The following is a 17572-nucleotide window of genomic DNA, read 5'->3' as shown; positions in this document are numbered from 1 at the left end:
TTTCATCATGGCTAAAATCGGCTTTATCGGCACCGGCATCATGGGCCAACCCATGGCCGCGAACCTGCAGAAAGCAGGTCACCAACTGTTCCTCTCCGAGCACCACGGCAAGGCGCCCGCCGAGTTGATCGCCGCCGGTGCCGTGGCCCTGGCCAACCCGCAGCAAGTGGCCCAGGAAGCGGAATTCATCATCGTCATGGTGCCCGATACCCCCCAGGTCGATGACGTGCTGTTCCGCGCCGACGGTGTTGCCGCAGGCCTGTCGCCGAACAAAGTGGTGATCGACATGAGTTCGATCTCACCCACCGCCACCAAGGCCTTTGCCGCGAAGATCAACGCCACCGGCGCGCAGTACCTCGACGCCCCAGTGTCGGGCGGTGAAGTCGGCGCCAAGGCCGCGACCCTGAGCATCATGGTCGGCGGCGAGCCGCAAACGTTCGAACGCGCCCTGGCGCTGTTCCAGAGCATGGGCAAGAACATCACCCTGGTGGGCGGCAATGGCGATGGCCAGACCGCCAAGGTGGCAAACCAAATCATCGTGGCGCTGAACATCCAGGCGGTGGCCGAAGCGCTGCTGTTCGCCGCAAAGAACGGTGCAGATCCGGCCAAGGTGCGCGAAGCGCTGATGGGTGGCTTCGCCTCGTCGAAGATCCTCGAAGTGCATGGCGAACGGATGATCAAGGGCACCTTCGATCCGGGTTTCCGTATCAACCTGCACCAGAAGGATCTGAACCTGGCCCTGGCCGGCGCCAAGGAGCTGGGGATCAACCTGCCCAACACCGCCGGTACCCAGCAAGTGTTCAGTACCTGCACCGCGATTGGCGGCGGCAACTGGGACCATTCGGCGCTGATCAAGGGGCTGGAGCATATGGCGAATTTCTCGATTCGCGATAAGTAACCCCCCCTTTCGGAATGCAATCCCTGGTGGGAGCTGGTTTGCCTGCTCCCACATTTGGCCCTCATTCCACGCTTCAAACCCAATAACAAGAATCCGGGAGCCCGCTTATGTCGGTCGATCCGCAACACCTGCTTCGCGAGCTGTTTGCCACAGCCATCGACGCTGCCCACCCCCGGCAAGTCCTCGAACCTTATCTGCCCGCCGACCGCAGCGGCCGGGTGATCGTGATCGGCGCAGGCAAAGCCGCAGCCGCCATGGCCCTGGTCGTGGAAAACAGCTGGCAGGGCGAGGTTTCGGGCCTGGTGGTCACACGCTACGGCCACGGCGCACCCTGCCAGAAAATCGAAGTGGTCGAAGCAGCGCACCCCGTGCCGGATGCCGCCGGCCAGGCCGTGGCCAAGCGTGTGCTGGCGCTGATCAGCAACCTGGGCGAAGACGACCGGGTGATCTTCCTGCTGTCTGGCGGCGGTTCGGCCCTGTTGGCGTTGCCGGCAGCGGGTATCAGCCTGGCCGACAAACAAGCCATCAACAAAGCCCTGCTCAAATCCGGCGCGACCATCGGCGAGATGAATTGCGTGCGCAAGCACCTCTCGGCGATCAAAGGTGGGCGCCTGGCCAAGGCCGCCTGGCCGGCCACGGTCTACACCTACGCGATTTCCGATGTGCCGGGCGACCAGGCCACGGTGATCGCCTCCGGCCCGACCGTAGGCGACCCGAGCACCTCGCAACAGGCGCTGGCGATTCTCAAGCGTTACCAGATCGAAGTGCCGGCCTCGATGCGCAGCTGGTTGCAGAACCCGGAATCAGAGACGGTCAAACCCGGCGACCCGTGCCTGGCGCGCAGCCATTTCCAATTGATCGCACGGCCGCAGCAATCCCTCGAAGCGGTGGCGGTGAAAGTGCGTCAGGCCGGTTTCAGCCCGCTGATCCTCGGCGACCTGGAAGGCGAAGCGCGGGACGTGGCCAAGGTCCACGCCGGCATTGCCCGGCAGATCGTGCAGCACGGCCAGCCACTGGCGGCGCCCTGCGTGATCCTGTCCGGCGGCGAAACCACCGTGACCGTGCGCGGCAATGGCCGTGGCGGACGCAACGCCGAATTCCTGCTGAGCCTGACCGACAGCCTCAAGGGCCTGCCCGGCGTCTACGCCCTGGCCGGTGACACCGACGGCATCGACGGCTCCGAAGACAACGCCGGGGCAATCATGACCCCCACCAGCTACGCCCGCGCCGAGGCCCTGGGCCTGTCGGCCAGCGATGAGCTGGACAACAACAATGGCTACGGCTATTTCGCGGCACTCGACGCGTTGATCGTCACCGAGCCGACCCGTACCAACGTCAACGACTTCCGCGCCATTTTGATACTTGAGACTGCTGCCCATGACGCCTGACAAGAAGGTCAAAATCCTCGCCACCCTGGGGCCGGCCACCGACGGTATTGATGACATCCGCGAGCTGGTGGAAGCCGGGGTGAACATCTTTCGCCTGAACTTCAGCCATGGCGAGCACGCCGACCATGCCCAGCGCTACCAATGGATCCGCCAGGTAGAACGCCAGCTCAATTACCCCCTGGGGATCCTGATGGACCTGCAAGGGCCCAAGCTGCGGGTCGGGCGTTTCGCCGAAGGCAAGGTGCAACTGGTACGTGGCCAGGCCTTGCGCCTGGACCTCGACCCGACACCGGGCGATCAGCGCCGGGTCAACCTGCCCCACCCGGAAATCATCAAGGCCCTGGAGCCGGGCATGGACCTGTTGCTCGATGACGGCAAGTTGCGCCTGCGGGTGATTACCAAGCATGCCGACGCGATCGACACCACAGTGTTGAATGGCGGCGAACTGTCCGACCGTAAAGGGGTGAACGTCCCACAAGCCTTGTTGGAACTCAGCCCACTGACCGCCAAGGACCGCCGCGACCTGAGCTTCGGCCTGGAGCTGGGCGTGGACTGGGTGGCGCTGTCGTTTGTGCAACGCCCCGAAGATATCCGCGAAGCCCGCGAGTTGATCGGTGACAAGGCGTTCTTGATGGCGAAGATCGAAAAACCCTCGGCGGTGCGCTACCTGCAGGAAATCGCCGAGCTGAGCGATGCGATCATGGTCGCCAGAGGGGACCTGGGCGTGGAAGTGCCGGCCGAAAGCGTGCCGCAAATCCAGAAAGACATCATCAGCACCTGCCGCCAGCTGGGCAAACCGGTGGTGGTGGCCACACAGATGCTCGAGTCCATGCGCTTCTCGCCGGCCCCCACCCGCGCTGAAGTCACCGACGTGGCCAATGCCGTGGCCGAAGGCGCCGATGCGGTGATGCTGTCGGCCGAAACCGCGTCCGGCGAATACCCGTTGGAAGCGGTGCAGATGATGAGCAAGATCATCCGCCAGGTGGAGAACGGCCCGGACTACCAGACCCAACTGGATGTAAGCCGACCCAAGGCCGATGCCACGGTGTCCGACGCCATCAGCTGCGCGATCCGTCGGATCAGCAGCATCCTGCCGGTGGCGGTGCTGGTGAACTACAGCGAGTCGGGCAGCTCCAGCCTGCGTGCAGCAAGGGAGCGCCCGGCGGTGCCGATCCTCAACCTCACGCCCAACCTGTCCACTGCGCGCCGCTTGAGCGTGGCCTGGGGTGTGCATTCGGTGGTCAATGACCGCTTGAGGCAGGTGGACGAGGTGTGTTCCACCGCGCTGGAAATCGCCCAGGCCCAAGGCATGGCACAGCGTGGGGATACCTTGTTGATCACGGCGGGGGTGCCGTTTGGGCAACCGGGGTCGACCAACTCGCTGCGCATTGAGACGTTGATCTAGCGTCTGTTCGGGCCTCATCACGGGCAAGCCAGCTTCCACATTTGATTGGGTTCGCCAATCAAAATAGGGGAGCGGGCTTGCCTGCGATAAGGGCAACTCGGTCTCCCTGACTCCCTCACCATGCCCAACCCAACCTGCCCCGACTGGGCCGAAGCCCTGCTCAACGGCTTCAGCCAGATATTCCTGCAACGCCACCCGCTGTGTGGCCTGCTCTGCCTGCTGGCGATCCTCACCTGCGCCCCGGCCCTGCTCGGCGGTGCGCTGCTGGGCGGGGTCGCCGGCCTGCTCACGGCCCAGCGCCGCGACTATCCCAAGGCCGAGCGCCAGGCCGGGCTCTATAGCTACAACGGCGTGTTGCTGGGATTACTGATCAGCCAGCATTTCGCCTGGTCGGCCTTGCTGCCGCCGCTGATCCTGGCCTGCGGCGGCCTGAGTGCGATCCTGACCCGGCAATGGGTCAAGCGCACGGGCCATGGCGATGACTTGCCTGCCTATACCGTGCCCTTCGTCGGGTTAGGCTGGCTGTTGCTCGGCACGGTCGCACCTGCCGCGCTGCCTATCACTACGCCGGACACCCTGGACTGGCTAAGCGCTCCGCTGATCGGCCTGGGGCAGATCGTGCTGCTGGATCAACCACTGGCCGGCGTGCTGATCGCCCTTGGCCTGCTGCTGGCCAGCCCTCGCGCAGCGCTGTGGGCCGTGGTGGGCGCCTGCAGCGGCATGGCACTCGGCCTGCTGCTCGACGACCGCGCTGGCGCCCTGCTCGGCCTGCACAGCTATAACCCGGCGCTTGCCGCCCTGGCCCTCAGCCAGTACCGACGCCAACCCTGGCTGCCCCTGCTCGGCATCCTCCTGGCATGCCTGCTTGCCCCAGGCTTCGCCGGCCTGCACCTGGCACCGCTGACTGCGCCGTTTATCCTCGCCTGCTGGCTGGTGCGCGCCACCCTGCGTCTGCGGCACCGGTCCAACATGGACAGCCCGTTCGAATCCCCCTAGGCTTCGCAGATCTTCGATTCAGGCGGACTTCATGGACAGTAACAACGACTGGCGCCAGCGGCTCTACGTCATGGTTTTCCAGAGCGACACGGCGGCCGGGCGGCGCTTCGACGGCATCCTGTTGCTGATCATCCTCGCCAGCCTGGTGATCGTGATGCTCGACAGCATCGACGTCGTGCACCAGAACTACGCCGATGTGCTGGCCTATATCGAGTGGGGCTTCACGCTGATCTTCGCCATCGAGTACGGCCTGCGCCTGTATTGCTCGCCCAAGCCATTGCGCTATGCCTTCAGTTTCTACGGGTTGGTGGACTTACTGGCCATCGTCCCCGGCATCCTCGCCCTGTACTACAGCGACGCCCAGTACCTGCTGATTATCCGCATCATCCGCATGTTGCGGATCTTCCGGGTGCTCAAGCTCAGCCCGTACCTCAAGCAAGCCAACTACCTGATGTCGGCGCTGCGCGGCAGCAAGCAAAAGATCGTGGTGTTCCTGGTCAGCGTCTGCACCCTGGTGACGGTGTTCGGCACCCTGATGTACGTGATCGAGGGCCCGGAGCATGGCTTTACCAGCATACCCAAGGGCATCTACTGGGCCATCGTGACCCTGACCACCGTGGGCTTTGGCGACATCGTGCCCAAGACCCCGCTGGGCCAGGTGATCTCGTCGCTGGTGATGATCACCGGCTACTCGATCATCGCCGTGCCCACCGGGATCTTTACCGCCGAACTGGCCAACGCCATGCGCGGCGAGCAATTGCAACACGACTGCCCGGTGTGCAAGAAAAGCAGCCACGAACCCAACGCGGCCTTCTGTTCGCGCTGCGGCAACGGGCTCTATAAAAAAGTGGAATAAGCAAAGTTCTTTTTAATCTTTAAGCGTCTATGCCACCGCGGCTATAGTCGTGGGCTATAAGCCACCACCTTCGCGAACAACAAGGAATGAGCAGTGAAAAAACTCGTTAGCGCTTCGCTCCTGGCCGCCGGCCTTGCACTGTCCATCGGCGCCCAGGCCGCCTCGACCACCCTGCTCAACGTCTCGTATGACGTGATGCGTGACTTCTACAAGGACTACAACGCGGCGTTCCAGAAGCACTGGCAAGCCGAACACCCGAACGACAAGCTGACCTTGCAGATGTCCTTCGGCGGTTCCAGCAAACAGGCGCGCTCGGTCATCGACGGCCTGCCGGCTGACGTGATCACCATGAACATGGCCACCGACATCAACGCCCTGGCGGACAACGGCAAACTGGTGCCCGACAACTGGGTCACCCGCCTGCCGAACAACAGCGCGCCATTCACTTCCGCCACCGTATTTATCGTACGCAAGGGCAACCCCAAGGCCCTGAAAGACTGGCCGGACCTGCTCAAGGATGGCGTACAGGTGATCGTGCCCAACCCCAAGACTTCCGGTAACGGGCGCTACACCTACCTGTCGGCCTGGGGCTATGTGCTGAAGAACGGCGGCGATGAAAACAAGGCCAAGGACTTTGTCGGCAAGCTGTTCAAGCAGGCACCGGTGCTCGATACCGGTGGCCGTGCCGCGACCACCACGTTCATGACCAACCAGATCGGCGACGTGCTGGTGACCTTTGAAAACGAAGCGGAAATGATTGCCCGTGAGTTCGGCCGCGATCAGTTCGAAGTGGTTTACCCAAGCGTTTCCGCTGAAGCCGAGCCGCCGGTGTCGGTGGTCGACAAAGTGGTCGAGAAGAAAGGCACCCGTGCGGTGGCCGATGACTACCTGAAATACCTGTGGTCGGCCGAAGGCCAGGAAATTGCCGCCAACAACTACCTGCGTCCACGTGACCCAGCGGTGCTGGCCAAATACACCGACCGTTTCCCGAAAGTTGACTTCCTCTCGGTAGAGAAGACTTTTGGCGACTGGCGCACCGTGCAGAAAACCCACTTCAATGATGGCGGGGTCTTCGACCAGATCTACAACGGTCAATAACTGACAAACCTCGTTCAAAAAATGTGGGAGCGGGCTTGCCCGCGATAGCGGTGTATCAGCCAGGTATTTCTAACCTGACACGCCGCCATCGCGGGCACGCCCGCTCCCACATTAGGTTCTGCGCAAGGCATTAATGCCAGGCATGACTGAAATCATCAGTAACACTTTACCCCCTCCCTCGCCTACCCTTTAACCTTCACGCCATCCTTCCCCGTTTTAACGAGAACACCATGACCGCTACCTCACCCGCGACCGCCACCATGACCCGTGGCATGGTGCTGCTGTTTGCGTTCTGCTGCGGCGCCATCGTCGCCAACATCTACTACGCACAACCGATCATTGAGTTGATTGCCCCGGACATCGGCCTGACACCCGCCATGGCCAGCCTGATCGTGTCCCTGACCCAGATTGGCTATGCCCTGGGCCTGTTCTTCCTGGTGCCGCTGGGCGACCTGCTGGAAAACCGTCGGCTGATGATCATCACCACCGTGGTCGCCATCGCCAGCCTGTTGGGTGCAGCTTTCACCAAAGAACCGAACCTGTTCCTGTTGGTGTCGTTGCTGATTGGCTTCAGCTCGGTGTCAGTGCAGATCCTGATTCCCCTGGCCGCGCACTTGGCACCTGCCGAGTCCCGTGGCCGGGTGGTGGGTAGCATCATGGGTGGCCTGTTGCTGGGCATCCTGCTGGCACGGCCGGTGTCCAGCCTGGTGGCGGACCACTTCGGCTGGCGGGCGATGTTCATGGCCGCAGCCGCGATGATGGCCATTATCAGCGTGGTGCTGTTGTTGACCGTGCCCAAACGCCAGCCGGACCACAGTGCCAGCTATGGCCAGTTGTTGCGCTCGTTGGCCACCCTGCTGCGCGAGCAACCGTTGCTGCGCCAACGGGCGTTCTACCAGGGTTGCCTGTTCGCTGCCTTCAGCCTGTTCTGGACCGCCGTGCCCCTGGAACTCTCACGCAACCACGGCTTGAGCCAGAGCCAGATCGCCCTGTTTGCCCTGGTCGGTGCCCTCGGCGCCATCGCAGCACCGATCAGTGGGCGCCTGGCAGACGCCGGCCACACCCACCGCGCTTCGTTGCTGGCCATGTTGCTGGCGGCCCTGAGTTTTCTACCGGCGCTGGTACATCCGGCCTACAGCGTCATCGGCTTGATGGTCACGGGCGTGGTCCTGGACTTCTGCGTGCAGATGAATATGGTCCTCGGCCAGCGCACCATCTATGCCCTCGACGCCCACAGCCGCAGCCGCTTGAACGCGCTGTACATGACCAGCATCTTCATCGGTGGCGCCTTTGGCTCGGCGATTGCCAGCAGTGTGTATGAACACGGCGGCTGGCTTGGGGTGATCCTGGTGGGTAGCGCGTTCCCGTTGGTGGCCTTGCTGCGCTTCTTGAGTGTGTCCAGGGGCGCGTCGACCGTAAGAGCCTGAACCCATCAGGTGCCAACCCTCACCTACCGATGCCCTTGCCCTGCCTGGCCCTTCTCAAATAACCGAATGAGCCCCTGCAACAGCATGAGGGTACTCTGGAGCACACTCGTCAAGATCGCGAGTAGGGATTCAGCGGGAGCGGGTGCCGGCATAGGCGGTGGGGTCGGAGTCGGGGGCGGCACAGGGGTTGGCGCCGGGGTGGGTAAGGGGGCGGGCCCGGGGGTTGGCGTCGGTCCTCCCGTCACGATATCGGTGGCTTGGATTTTACCGGCAGTGGTCAACAGCAAGTCAGGTTTGCCGCTACCGTTCATATCAATCGCCAGACTGCCACGCCCCGTACGCGCGTCATAACCCAGCACGGCATTGCCTGGCTGCCCATTGAATTGACTGGAGAAGTTGAGGTGTTTGATACCGGCTTCTCTCAAGGCGCCAGAAACATCGACTTTGTCGGTGCCGCTGGTGAAATCCTCGATCAGGTCGGGGTTCTGCGGCGTGGATTCACTGGCCTTGTCGTAGACGAAGATGTCCGCCCCGCCGCCTCCGCGCAGCTTGTCTGCCCCCCTGCCCCCCTTGAGGCGATTGTCTGCATCATTGCCGGTCAGCACATCATTGCCTGCACCGCCGACGGCATTTTCCAGGGTCACGCCCTTGGCGATGGAAACATTACCTTTCATTCCCCCGACGTCCGAGAACGATTGCACATTGAGGTTGATGTTTTGGTCCTGGGAATAGCCGGAGAAATCCAGGGTGTCGTTACCGCCGCCGTCCCAGACACAAAAAACCGCTGAATCCGCAGCGCTCTTGATGCTCAGTACGTCACGCCCGGTATTGGAGTTGAACCCATAGGTCGTGTCTGTGTTGCGGGTAGTGTGGTTGGCACCATAAAGACGCTGAACCGCCGCGATGTCATACATCATGGGTGCCGAGGGCATCCGCCCCTTGAAGTCATGACCCGCGTTCTTGTGCTCTGCCCAATAACTCATGACCGTACCGGCCCGGGTGTCCTGCGCAAACTTCGCATCCCGCTCGTACGATCCGCCACCGTTGTAGTCACCGGGATGCGCCAGCCCCAGGCAATGGCCTATCTCGTGAACCATCGTAGTGTGGAAGTAACTCCCCTCCTTGGGCGCATGTGAGGCACGCCGTGTACCGATCGTGGCTTTCGCCGCGGGATTGTGCCGTGTCGGCCCCCATGCCACGCCACTTTCCATGCGATGGGAGCCGGACACCTCTATAGATCCATCCGTCTTGCGGGCGTTCTCATGAAAACTGATGTTGGCCACGTCTTGCCAAGCCTCCATGGCCCGGCGAGCACAGGTTTTCTGCTGCTCGGTGAAACCCTGGAGCTTGTAGGAAACCTGCGTCTTGCCGTCCCCGTCCCGATCGTTAAAACGCGTACCGCTGCGCGTAAGATGCCCGGCAACCTGATCAGTACTGAGGGAGCGTTTCCCACGGGCAGACATGGGTTCCCTGGACGGCCCGTGCATACCTTCAGGACAGCAGCCAGGATGAGCAGCAGTGTTGTTGATTTGACTCATGGCGATCTCCGATTCGATTAAAAACTGGGATATCAGGGTCCAACTGCGCCGCCTTTCATCGCAGAAAGCCGTCTCGGTCCCCGTCATCCGTGCCTAATCTTTCATGCAGGAAATCACCCCGCCACCGGGGCTTTGAGTCTTATTGAAACGCTTTGGCCGCTTGTTCGGTTTACTGACAAAACACATGGATCCTTACAATCCCCAAGGGTTATGCCGTCTTGAAAAAGCCCATTCAACTTGCTGATGGCCCTTGGAAAACGCAAAAAAGACACACGTTTCTTAATCCAAATCCTCGCCGTCCCACGAAATATCCGCTCTACATTTTAGCTTCGACGCCCCACCACCGAACTCACCGATTTCAAGAACGCACCAACTTCTCCAGCGCCGCATCCGCCAGGAATGACGAGCGACTTTTGACCTTGTGCTCGCGCACATAACGGTCAATACGCTGGATCACATACCCCGGCAACGTGACATTGACCTTCTCGGTCTTGCCCAGGTAAGGCGAGATATCGAGCTCGAGCATCCCCCAGCCCATCCCGGCGTACTCCTCATTGCCGTGGTGCGTCGCCACCGAGGTCGGCATGGGAATCGCGTGGCCTTCGCCAGCCAGCTCCTGCAACAGGATGTGAGCCACTTCGACGGCGGCGTTGTAAGCCTCTTCAAAACTGTCCCCGGCCGTCACCGCGCCTGGAATATCAGGGATCTGGATACCGGTGGCGGTAAAGTCATCGCCCCATTCGATACAGATTGGGTATTGCATGAATATTCTCCTGAAAAAACCGACCTAGAACGAAAACAACCCGGCACGCTGCCGGATACTTCGCACGGTGCCCAAGGGCAGATCCTTCTTGGGATGGGGCACCGGTATCGTGGACGGGTTATAGCGATGGGTGAAAATGTGATGGCTGCCCATGACCCGATCCAACACCCAGCCCGCCTCTTGCAGTTCCTTGATCAATAGCCTGCTTTGCACCACAGCCTCCTTGCTCCGGCCCGAATAAAAATAACTCCAGAGTTACCTTTACTCAAGCACAGATTTTTCAGAGCAGACTGACGGTTGTTTTGCCGGATATTGAAAAGCCCCAGGCATGGAGCTAAAGCACCCGCCCATCCCAGCCCACCGTCACATGCGGTGGCAGTTCACCGCGATGCTGCAACAGCCAGGCATCCAGGGTGTGCCCGACGTGGGTCAGCACGCCAAGCTCGGCGCCGCACGCGTCGATGCATTGCAGGGCCAGGGTCAGGTCATTGTGATTGCGCGGCGCCTGGGGTTGCGGTGGCATGGAGCAGTCGATGACCAGTACGTCCAGAGGCTCGCGCCGCAACCAGTCGAGGGTCGCCGGGGGCAGGCCCGTGGTGTCGGTCAGGTAGGCCAGGCGCCGCCCCTGCCCTTGCAGCAGGTAGCCCAAGGTCGGCTTGGAGTGCTGCAGGGGCAACGCGGTGACCGTCAGTTCGCCAAACTGGCGGGTCTCGAACTCGGCGAAGGGCTGGCTGAAATCGAGGATGCCGGGATGCTTGTAGAGGTCCGACAGGCCCTCGGGGTCTGCCGGGCCATGCACCGGGATGATCAGGCCCTGGCCCCAGCGCAGGTGCAGCAGGCCCTGGGCGTGATCGGCATGGTAGTGGGTCTGCAGAATGCCGTTGAAGCTGCGTGGCGGGAAACGCTCGGTGAGGTCCGTCAGCCCGCTGTCGATCAACCAGCGTTGCTCACCGCACTCGATCAGCGCGCTGCACTCGCGGCGGCGCAGGCGTTCATCGCTGCGCGCCAGGGTGCAGGCCGCGCATTCGCAGCCATACACCGGGACTTGGCGGGCGTCGCCGGTGCCCAGCAGGGTCAGGCGCATGCCGAGTGCCCCTCCTCCAGGCAATCGAGCAACCGGGCGACGGTATGCACCAACGGCCCGGAGTTATCCAGTAGGAACACCCCAGGCGCAGCCTGCAGGCTGTCGCTGAACTGCGCATTGCGTGCCAGGCGCGCGTCGATGTCTGCCACCGACTCACGGCCCCGCGCCAGCAAACGCTGGCGCAACACCGCCTGGTCCACCGTCAGCAGCACCACCAACAGCGTCGGATAACGTGCGCGGGTCTGCGCCAGGTGGCCACGGGAGCCATTGACCAGCACATCGTCGCCGGCCGCCAGCCAGTCGTCGATCTGCCGTGGAATGCCATAAGACAGGCCATTGGCATGCCAACTGAGGGCAAAGCCGCCCTCGGCTTGCAGCGCGGCGAATTGCGCGGGGCTCACACCCTGGGCGGCCTCGCCCACCGCTTCCGCCGAACGGGTGATGACCCGTCGCACGATGCGGCAACCGCGCTCGGCCAATGGCCCGCGCGCGGCTTCCAACAGGCTGTCCTTGCCCGAACCCGATGGCCCGATGAGATAGATCAACCTGCCCACCATCAAAACACCCTCTTGGCTTGTCGCCAGACTTGTTGGACTACCGGCAGCCCGCCCTGGGCCCTGGCTTGCACCAGGTCCGCACGCAGGCCGACGGCAATTTCCCCGCGATCCTTGATGCCCGCCGCCTGTGCAGGGGCCAGGCTGATCATCTTGATCGCCTGGGGCAGATCGCAGTCATTGTCCTGGGCCGCCAGGGCAAAGGCCGCTGGCAACAGGCTGGCCGGGTAGTAGTCACTGGAAAGTATATCCAGCAATCCTTCAGCAGCCAGGCCGGCGGCGGCCACATTACCCGAGTGGGAACCGCCGCGCACCACGTTCGGCGCGCCCATCAGCACTTTCATCCCCAGTTGCCGGCAACCGCGCGCCGCTTCCAGGGTGGTGGGGAACTCGGCGATGTTCATGCCATAGCGCGCCGACTCCTCGACATGGGCCAGGGTCGCGTCGTCATGGCTGGCCACCGACAGGCCACGCGCCAGGCAATGCTCGACGATCGCGGCGCGGTAGCGGTCGCTGTAGGCCTTGGAGTTGGCCATTTGCAACAGCACGAACGCGTCCATGGTTTCATCATTCAAATGGTATTTGCCCATGTAGTACTCGCGGTACTTGGACTCCAGCACAAACTGGCGCTGGCCCGGCGAGTGGTCCATCACCGACACCAGTTGCACCAGCGGGTTTTCCACCAGATCGCGGAACACACTCAAGGTGTCCGGGTGGCACAGCTCGCAACGCAGGTGCAGGCGGTGTTCGGCGCGGGTCAGGCCGGCTTCCTGCGTCGAGGCAATGGCATTGAGCATCGCCGGCAGCTTCTGCATGCGATTGCCCTTGGGGTTCACGTCGCCGATGGACACCGCATCGAACACCGTGGTGATACCGGCCGCGATGATCTGCGCATCATGGCTGAGCACAGCCGAGGTCGATGGCCAGTCCACGCCGGGGCGCGGGGTCATGTGTTTTTCCAGGTTGTCGGTGTGCAACTCCACCAGCCCCGGCAGCAGGAAATCACCGCCCAGGTCCTGGGCGTGGGGTAACTGGCTGCGGCCTTCGGCGAGGTCAACGATCACCCCGTCACGCAGCAGCACACTGCCGAGAAATACACGATCAGCAGTGACCAGTTGGGCATTGCTGAGGATCTGTTCAGCGGGCATCGGCGTAGTCCTCGTCGGTAATCACAGCGGGCGTCATGTCCAAATGGCGGTCAGCCACCGCCTCACGGGCGGCACGGTCATGGAAGATGCCAATCAGTGCGGCACCGCCGGCCTTGGCTTCGTTGATCAGTTCCAGGACAACCTGACGGTTGCGGTCATCCAGGGAGGCCGTCGGCTCGTCGAGCAACATCACCGGCCAGGCCACCATGAAGCCGCGCGCGATATTGACCCGCTGCTGCTCGCCCCCGGAGAAGGTGCCCGGCGCCAGTTGCCACAGGCGCCGGGGGATATTCAGGCGCGCCAGCAAATGCTCGGCACGGGCCTGGGCGTCAGCCTTCGTCCAGCCACGGGCCAGCGCGGGCTCCATCACCACATCCAGGCAGGCGACCCGTGGGATCACCCGCAAAAACTGGCTGACATAGCCCAGGGTCTGCTGGCGTACCTCGAGAACCTCCCGGGGGGCAGCGCCCACCAGCTCCAGCCACTGACCGGCATGGCGCACGCGGATGCTGCCCCCGGCCGGCAGGTAGTTGCCATACAAGGTGCGCAGCAAGGTGCTTTTACCCGCACCGGACTGGCCGTGCAGCACCAGGCATTCACCGCCCTGCACGCTGAACGCCACCCCGCGCAGCACGTTGAGCACCACGCCGTTCTGCTGGTGCAAGGTGAAGGTTTTCGAGAGGCCACGGACCTCGATCAAGGCATTCGTCATGGCTGCAATACCGAAGACACCAGCAGTTGAGAGTAAGGGTGCTGTGGATCGTCGAGGATCTGATCCGTCAGCCCGGTTTCCACCACCCGCGAGCGGCGCATCACGATCAGGCGATCGGCCAGCAGGCGCGCCACCGCCAGGTCATGGGTGACGATCACCACCGCCAGGTCCAGCTCACGTACCAGGCCGCGCAGCAGGTCGAGCAGGCGCGCCTGCACCGACACGTCCAGGCCACCGGTGGGCTCATCCATAAACACCAGGCGCGGGCTGGAAACGAGGTTGCGGGCGATTTGCAGGCGCTGCTGCATGCCGCCAGAGAAGGTGCGCGGCAGGTCGTCGATGCGCTGCGGGTCGATCTCCACCTGGCCCAGCCAGTCCAGGCCGGCGCCACGCAGTTGCTGGTAATTGCGCACGCCCTGGGCCATCAGGCGCTCGCCAATGTTGGCGCCGGCCGACACGCCCATGCGCAGGCCGTCGCGGGGGTTCTGTTCAACGAAGCCCCATTCGGTGCGCAGCAAAGTGCGGCGTTCGGCTTCGCTGGCGCTGTAGAGGTCCAGCCATTCGCCGTCCTTGCTGCGATAGCCGACGCTGCCGGCCTGGGGCGGCAAGCGCCCGCTCAGCAGCGAGAGCAAGGTGGATTTACCCGAACCGGACTCGCCGACAATCCCCAGCACCTCACCGGGGTACAGATCAAAAGTCACGTCCTGACAGCCCTTCTCCAGGCCGTACAGCAGGGACAGGTCGCGCACTTGCAATAAGGGCTGGCTCACTGGTTGTTCTCCTTGACCCGTTGGGCGCAGTACCAGGTGTCGGAACACACAAAACTCTGGGTGCCGGCGTCGTCGAGGATCAGTTCATCGAGGAACGAGTCATGGCTACCGCAGATGGCGCAGTGGTGGTCCCACGTCTGCACTTCAAAGGGGTGATCCTCGAAGTCCAGGCTGCTGACCTGGGTGTACGGCGGCACCGCGTACAGGCGCTTTTCGCGGCCGGCACCGAACAGCATCAGCGCCGGGCTCATGTCGAGTTTCGGGTTGTCGAATTTGGGGATCGGCGAAGGGTCCATCACATAGCGCTCGTCGACCATCACCGGGTAGGCATAAGCGGTGGCGATATGGCCGAAGGTGGCGATGTCTTCGTAGAGTTTTACGTGCATCACCCCATAGTCGTTGAGGGCGTGCATGGTGCGGGTCTCGGTTTCCGAGGGCTCGATAAAGCGCAGCGGCTCGGGGATCGGCACTTGGTAGACCATGATCTGCCCGGCCTGCAGCGGGGTTTCCGGGATGCGGTGGCGGGTCTGGATCACTGTGGCGTCGGGGGTGGCTTCGGTGGTGGCGATACCGGCGGTGCGCGCAAAAAAGCGCCGGATGGACACGGCGTTGGTGGTGTCGTCGGCGCCCTGGTCGATGACCTTGAGCACGTCGTCGGCACCGAGGATCGCCGCCGTCAATTGCATGCCGCCGGTGCCCCAACCATAGGGCAGCGGCATCTCGCGACCACCGAACGGCACTTGGTAACCGGGAATCGCCACGGCCTTGAGCAAGGCGCGACGGATCATGCGTTTGGTCTGTTCGTCGAGGTAGGCGAAGTTGTAGGCGGCGTCATTCATGGCGGGTGCCCTCGGCCGGTTGGCGCAGTTTGCGGATCAGTTCCAGTTCGGCCTGGAAGTCCACGTAGTGAGGCAATTTGAGGTGCGAGACAAAACCGGCGGCCTCAACGTTGTCGCAGTGGGCCAGCACGAATTCTTCGCGCTGGGCCGGCGAGACAATCTCTTCGCTGTACTCCTCGGCACGCAGCGAGCGGTCCACCAGAGCCATGCCCATGGCCTTGCGCTCGGCATGCCCGAACGCCAGGCCATAGCCGCGGGTGAACTGCGCCAACTCGGTGGCCGAGCCGACAAACTGGTTGACCATCTCGCACTCGGTGACTTCGATGCTACCCAGGCAGATGGCAAAGCCCAGTTCTTCAGGATCGACCCATACCTCGACTTCACCGATGCGAATCTCCCCGGCAAACGGGTGATTGCGCCCATAGCCACGCTGGGTCGAATAGCCCAGCGCCAACAAAAACCCTTCATCGCCGCGAGCCAGGGCCTGCAGGCGCTCGGCACGGCTGGCGGGGAACTCCAGCGGGTCGCGGGTGATGTCAGCGACGCTGGCGTGGTCGTCGGCTTCGTGCTTGATCAAGCCCTCTTTGGCCAGCAACCCCAGCACCCGTGGACACGGTTCGAGGCGCGCATCCGCCGTGGTCTGCGGGCCTGGATACTCACCTTCGGCCAGCAGCGCGAAATCCAGCAGGCGATGGGTGTAATCGAAGGTCGGGCCGAGCAACTGGCCGCCGGGCACGTCCTTGAAGGTGGCTGACAACCGTCGGCTCAACGACATCTGCGCGGTATCGATCGGCAGGCTCGGGCTGAAGCGCGGCAATGTGGTGCGGTAGGCGCGCAGCAGGAAGATCGCTTCTACCAGGTCCCCCGCCGCCTGCTTGATCGCCAATGCCGCCAGTTCTTCGTCGTACAGCGAGCCTTCACTCATCACCCGCGCCACAGCCAGGGGCAGTTGCTGGCGGATCTGCTCGACACTCAGTTCGGGAACCGCCGTATCGCCCCGGCGTTTTTTCGCCAGCAGGCGGTGGGCATTGTCGATGGCCTGTTCGCCACCCTTGACGGCTACGTACATCAGGCGTGCTCCTGTGTGATGCGGCTGCTGCGCGGCAGGCCGAGCAGGTGATGGCCGGCGCTGAACAACACGTCCAGGCCACGGGGAAAGGCCTCGCGGCGCTGGCGCTCCAACCAGAAAGCCGACGGCACCGGCACCTGCACCCGGCGCTGGGCCTGGATGCCCGGGCCGCGCCAGAGCAAGGCGCGCCCGGCCTCCAGGTCGCTAAGCTGGACCAGCAAGGTGCAGGACTGGTCGGGGTAGCGATCATTGCCGTGATCGAAGCCGCTGAGGTCGAGCAGGTCCGCCTCGCCGAGCAAGGCAAACGCGGCCTCCTCCCGACGCGCAACCAACGGGCAGCCGCAGTGGAAGGCCAGGTTGGCGCGGATCAGTGGCGTGTCGAACGCCGGTGCCAGCCATAGCGGCGTGTCGACATCCAGCAGCGCCAGGCACAAGGCATAGGTGGCGGGCGCCAGGCCATCGAGGTGCGGGGCAGCCGGCAGGTGCTGGATCAAACCCGGTTCGGCCAAGGCCTTGAGCGCCGCGCGAAAGCTGCGCTGGGCATCCAGCACCGGGTCGACAAACGCCGGCTGCAATAATTGAGCGTGCATCAGTTTTCTCCTCGCACCAGGGTGAAGAACTCGACCTTGGTCGCCGCAGTGTCGGCTTCTTTTTGCGCGCGGCGCCGGGCTTGGGCCTGGGCCAGTGCGCTGATCAAATCGCTGAGCCACGGGCTCGGTTGCGCGTTTTGCAAATGGGCATCGGCCAGGGCCGCCAGTTCGGCGTGGACCTTGTCGCGCCCGGCCAGGTAGCTGTAGCCGGTGCGGCCATCGGCCAGGCGCACCACACAGCGGGTCACCGTCATTTCACCGACGTTGAACGGCGCGCCATTGCCGCCCATGCGCCCGCGCACCAGGGTCATGCCGATTTCCGGGGCGCGGATCAGTTGGTACTCGGCGTCCTTCAATGCCGCTTCGTGGGGTTGCAGTTCATTGAGCTGGGCGCGGGCAAGTACGCCAATCCAATGCTGACGCGGGGACAGATTCAT

Annotated in this window: 19 protein-coding genes; 7 read left to right on the top strand and 12 right to left on the bottom strand. The window is 63.1% G+C overall.

Annotation, left to right across the window (positions count from 1 at the left end):
- Nucleotides 1–7 precede the first annotated feature (7 nt).
- The 7 genes from PSH73_RS07560 to PSH73_RS07530 all read left to right on the top strand — a co-directional run bounded on the left by PSH73_RS07560 (nt 8) and on the right by PSH73_RS07530 (nt 8068).
- Nucleotides 8–898: a 2-hydroxy-3-oxopropionate reductase gene (locus tag PSH73_RS07560; protein ID WP_057958974.1), complete on the top strand. Its 891-nt coding sequence runs from the start codon at nt 8–10 to the stop codon at nt 896–898.
- A gap of 107 nt (nt 899–1005) precedes the next feature.
- A complete protein-coding gene (locus PSH73_RS07555) occupies nt 1006–2286 on the top strand; it encodes a glycerate kinase (protein WP_198830571.1) in 1281 nt (426 codons plus the stop codon).
- A complete protein-coding gene (gene pyk / locus PSH73_RS07550; protein WP_057958973.1) occupies nt 2276–3691 on the top strand; it encodes a pyruvate kinase in 1416 nt (471 codons plus the stop codon). Before PSH73_RS07555 ends, pyk begins: the two co-directional genes overlap by 11 nt.
- 120 nt (nt 3692–3811) lie before the next feature.
- Entirely contained in the window at nt 3812–4687 is an 876-nt protein-coding gene (locus PSH73_RS07545; RefSeq protein WP_169990455.1) for an urea transporter, read from the top strand.
- Nucleotides 4688–4718: 31 nt separating this feature from the next.
- Nucleotides 4719–5543 (top strand): ion transporter, encoded by an 825-nt coding sequence (locus tag PSH73_RS07540; RefSeq protein WP_057958971.1) that lies wholly within the window; start codon nt 4719–4721, stop codon nt 5541–5543.
- Between the two features lie 93 nt (nt 5544–5636).
- Nucleotides 5637–6641, top strand: coding sequence for a sulfate ABC transporter substrate-binding protein (locus tag PSH73_RS07535; RefSeq protein WP_057438843.1), 1005 nt, complete (start codon nt 5637–5639; stop codon nt 6639–6641).
- A gap of 230 nt (nt 6642–6871) precedes the next feature.
- The gene (locus PSH73_RS07530; RefSeq protein ID WP_057438842.1) at nt 6872–8068 is read left to right on the top strand and encodes an MFS transporter; all 1197 of its coding nucleotides are present in this window, start codon (nt 6872–6874) and stop codon (nt 8066–8068) included.
- 23 nt (nt 8069–8091) lie between these two features.
- Here the strand turns inward: PSH73_RS07530 and PSH73_RS07525 are convergent, their stop codons facing one another.
- The 12 genes from PSH73_RS07525 to phnG form a co-directional block, all read right to left on the bottom strand.
- A complete protein-coding gene (locus tag PSH73_RS07525) occupies nt 8092–9693 on the bottom strand; it encodes a M10 family metallopeptidase C-terminal domain-containing protein (RefSeq protein WP_305462181.1) in 1602 nt (533 codons plus the stop codon).
- Nucleotides 9694–9964: 271 nt separating this feature from the next.
- Nucleotides 9965–10369, bottom strand: a complete 405-nt coding sequence (locus PSH73_RS07520; protein WP_057958970.1) for a type II toxin-antitoxin system HicB family antitoxin — start codon at nt 10367–10369, stop codon at nt 9965–9967.
- Between the two features lie 24 nt (nt 10370–10393).
- Complete coding sequence (locus tag PSH73_RS07515) at nt 10394–10582, bottom strand: type II toxin-antitoxin system HicA family toxin (RefSeq protein WP_057438840.1); 189 nt, start codon at nt 10580–10582, stop codon at nt 10394–10396.
- Nucleotides 10583–10703: 121 nt separating this feature from the next.
- On the bottom strand, nt 10704–11453 hold the full coding sequence (gene phnP / locus PSH73_RS07510; RefSeq protein WP_057958969.1) for a phosphonate metabolism protein PhnP: 750 nt from the start codon (nt 11451–11453) through the stop codon (nt 10704–10706).
- Nucleotides 11444–12010, bottom strand: coding sequence for a phosphonate metabolism protein/1,5-bisphosphokinase (PRPP-forming) PhnN (gene phnN, locus PSH73_RS07505; RefSeq protein WP_057444570.1), 567 nt, complete (start codon nt 12008–12010; stop codon nt 11444–11446). The genes phnP and phnN overlap by 10 nt, the downstream gene beginning before the upstream one ends.
- Entirely contained in the window at nt 12010–13155 is a 1146-nt protein-coding gene (locus PSH73_RS07500) for an alpha-D-ribose 1-methylphosphonate 5-triphosphate diphosphatase (protein WP_057438838.1), read from the bottom strand. Before PSH73_RS07500 ends, phnN begins: the two co-directional genes overlap by 1 nt.
- The gene (gene phnL, locus PSH73_RS07495) at nt 13145–13867 is read right to left on the bottom strand and encodes a phosphonate C-P lyase system protein PhnL (protein ID WP_305462179.1); all 723 of its coding nucleotides are present in this window, start codon (nt 13865–13867) and stop codon (nt 13145–13147) included. The genes PSH73_RS07500 and phnL overlap by 11 nt, the downstream gene beginning before the upstream one ends.
- Entirely contained in the window at nt 13864–14673 is an 810-nt protein-coding gene (gene phnK, locus PSH73_RS07490; RefSeq protein ID WP_305462691.1) for a phosphonate C-P lyase system protein PhnK, read from the bottom strand. Before phnK ends, phnL begins: the two co-directional genes overlap by 4 nt.
- On the bottom strand, nt 14634–15476 hold the full coding sequence (locus PSH73_RS07485; protein ID WP_057438836.1) for an alpha-D-ribose 1-methylphosphonate 5-phosphate C-P-lyase PhnJ: 843 nt from the start codon (nt 15474–15476) through the stop codon (nt 14634–14636). Before PSH73_RS07485 ends, phnK begins: the two co-directional genes overlap by 40 nt.
- A complete protein-coding gene (locus PSH73_RS07480) occupies nt 15469–16545 on the bottom strand; it encodes a carbon-phosphorus lyase complex subunit PhnI (protein WP_115127681.1) in 1077 nt (358 codons plus the stop codon). The genes PSH73_RS07485 and PSH73_RS07480 overlap by 8 nt, the downstream gene beginning before the upstream one ends.
- Nucleotides 16545–17135, bottom strand: a complete 591-nt coding sequence (phnH, locus tag PSH73_RS07475) for a phosphonate C-P lyase system protein PhnH (protein ID WP_198792850.1) — start codon at nt 17133–17135, stop codon at nt 16545–16547. The genes PSH73_RS07480 and phnH overlap by 1 nt, the downstream gene beginning before the upstream one ends.
- Nucleotides 17135–17572 (bottom strand): phosphonate C-P lyase system protein PhnG, encoded by a 438-nt coding sequence (phnG, locus tag PSH73_RS07470; protein ID WP_057438833.1) that lies wholly within the window; start codon nt 17570–17572, stop codon nt 17135–17137. Before phnG ends, phnH begins: the two co-directional genes overlap by 1 nt.

The organism is Pseudomonas sp. FP2294 (genome assembly GCF_030687625.1).
GTDB classification, from domain to species: domain Bacteria; phylum Pseudomonadota; class Gammaproteobacteria; order Pseudomonadales; family Pseudomonadaceae; genus Aquipseudomonas; species Aquipseudomonas shahriarae.
This window is presented reverse-complemented; position numbering and strand designations above follow the sequence as displayed.

What these genes read in the sequence shown, in the direction of transcription:
- PSH73_RS07560 (WP_057958974.1), top strand. Translation starts at nt 8, where the DNA reads ATGGCTAAAATCGGCTTTATCGGCACCGGCATCATGGGCCAACCCATG.
- PSH73_RS07555 (WP_198830571.1), top strand. Translation starts at nt 1,006, where the DNA reads ATGTCGGTCGATCCGCAACACCTGCTTCGCGAGCTGTTTGCCACAGCC.
- pyk (WP_057958973.1), top strand. Translation starts at nt 2,276, where the DNA reads ATGACGCCTGACAAGAAGGTCAAAATCCTCGCCACCCTGGGGCCGGCC.
- PSH73_RS07545 (WP_169990455.1), top strand. Translation starts at nt 3,812, where the DNA reads ATGCCCAACCCAACCTGCCCCGACTGGGCCGAAGCCCTGCTCAACGGC.
- PSH73_RS07540 (WP_057958971.1), top strand. Translation starts at nt 4,719, where the DNA reads ATGGACAGTAACAACGACTGGCGCCAGCGGCTCTACGTCATGGTTTTC.
- PSH73_RS07530 (WP_057438842.1), top strand. Translation starts at nt 6,872, where the DNA reads ATGACCGCTACCTCACCCGCGACCGCCACCATGACCCGTGGCATGGTG.
- PSH73_RS07525 (WP_305462181.1), bottom strand. Translation starts at nt 9,693, where the DNA reads ATGACGGGGACCGAGACGGCTTTCTGCGATGAAAGGCGGCGCAGTTGG.
- PSH73_RS07520 (WP_057958970.1), bottom strand. Translation starts at nt 10,369, where the DNA reads ATGCAATACCCAATCTGTATCGAATGGGGCGATGACTTTACCGCCACC.
- phnP (WP_057958969.1), bottom strand. Translation starts at nt 11,453, where the DNA reads ATGCGCCTGACCCTGCTGGGCACCGGCGACGCCCGCCAAGTCCCGGTG.
- phnN (WP_057444570.1), bottom strand. Translation starts at nt 12,010, where the DNA reads ATGGTGGGCAGGTTGATCTATCTCATCGGGCCATCGGGTTCGGGCAAG.
- PSH73_RS07500 (WP_057438838.1), bottom strand. Translation starts at nt 13,155, where the DNA reads ATGCCCGCTGAACAGATCCTCAGCAATGCCCAACTGGTCACTGCTGAT.
- phnL (WP_305462179.1), bottom strand. Translation starts at nt 13,867, where the DNA reads ATGACGAATGCCTTGATCGAGGTCCGTGGCCTCTCGAAAACCTTCACC.
- PSH73_RS07485 (WP_057438836.1), bottom strand. Translation starts at nt 15,476, where the DNA reads ATGAATGACGCCGCCTACAACTTCGCCTACCTCGACGAACAGACCAAA.
- PSH73_RS07480 (WP_115127681.1), bottom strand. Translation starts at nt 16,545, where the DNA reads ATGTACGTAGCCGTCAAGGGTGGCGAACAGGCCATCGACAATGCCCAC.
- phnH (WP_198792850.1), bottom strand. Translation starts at nt 17,135, where the DNA reads ATGCACGCTCAATTATTGCAGCCGGCGTTTGTCGACCCGGTGCTGGAT.
- phnG (WP_057438833.1), bottom strand. Translation starts at nt 17,572, where the DNA reads ATGAATCTGTCCCCGCGTCAGCATTGGATTGGCGTACTTGCCCGCGCC.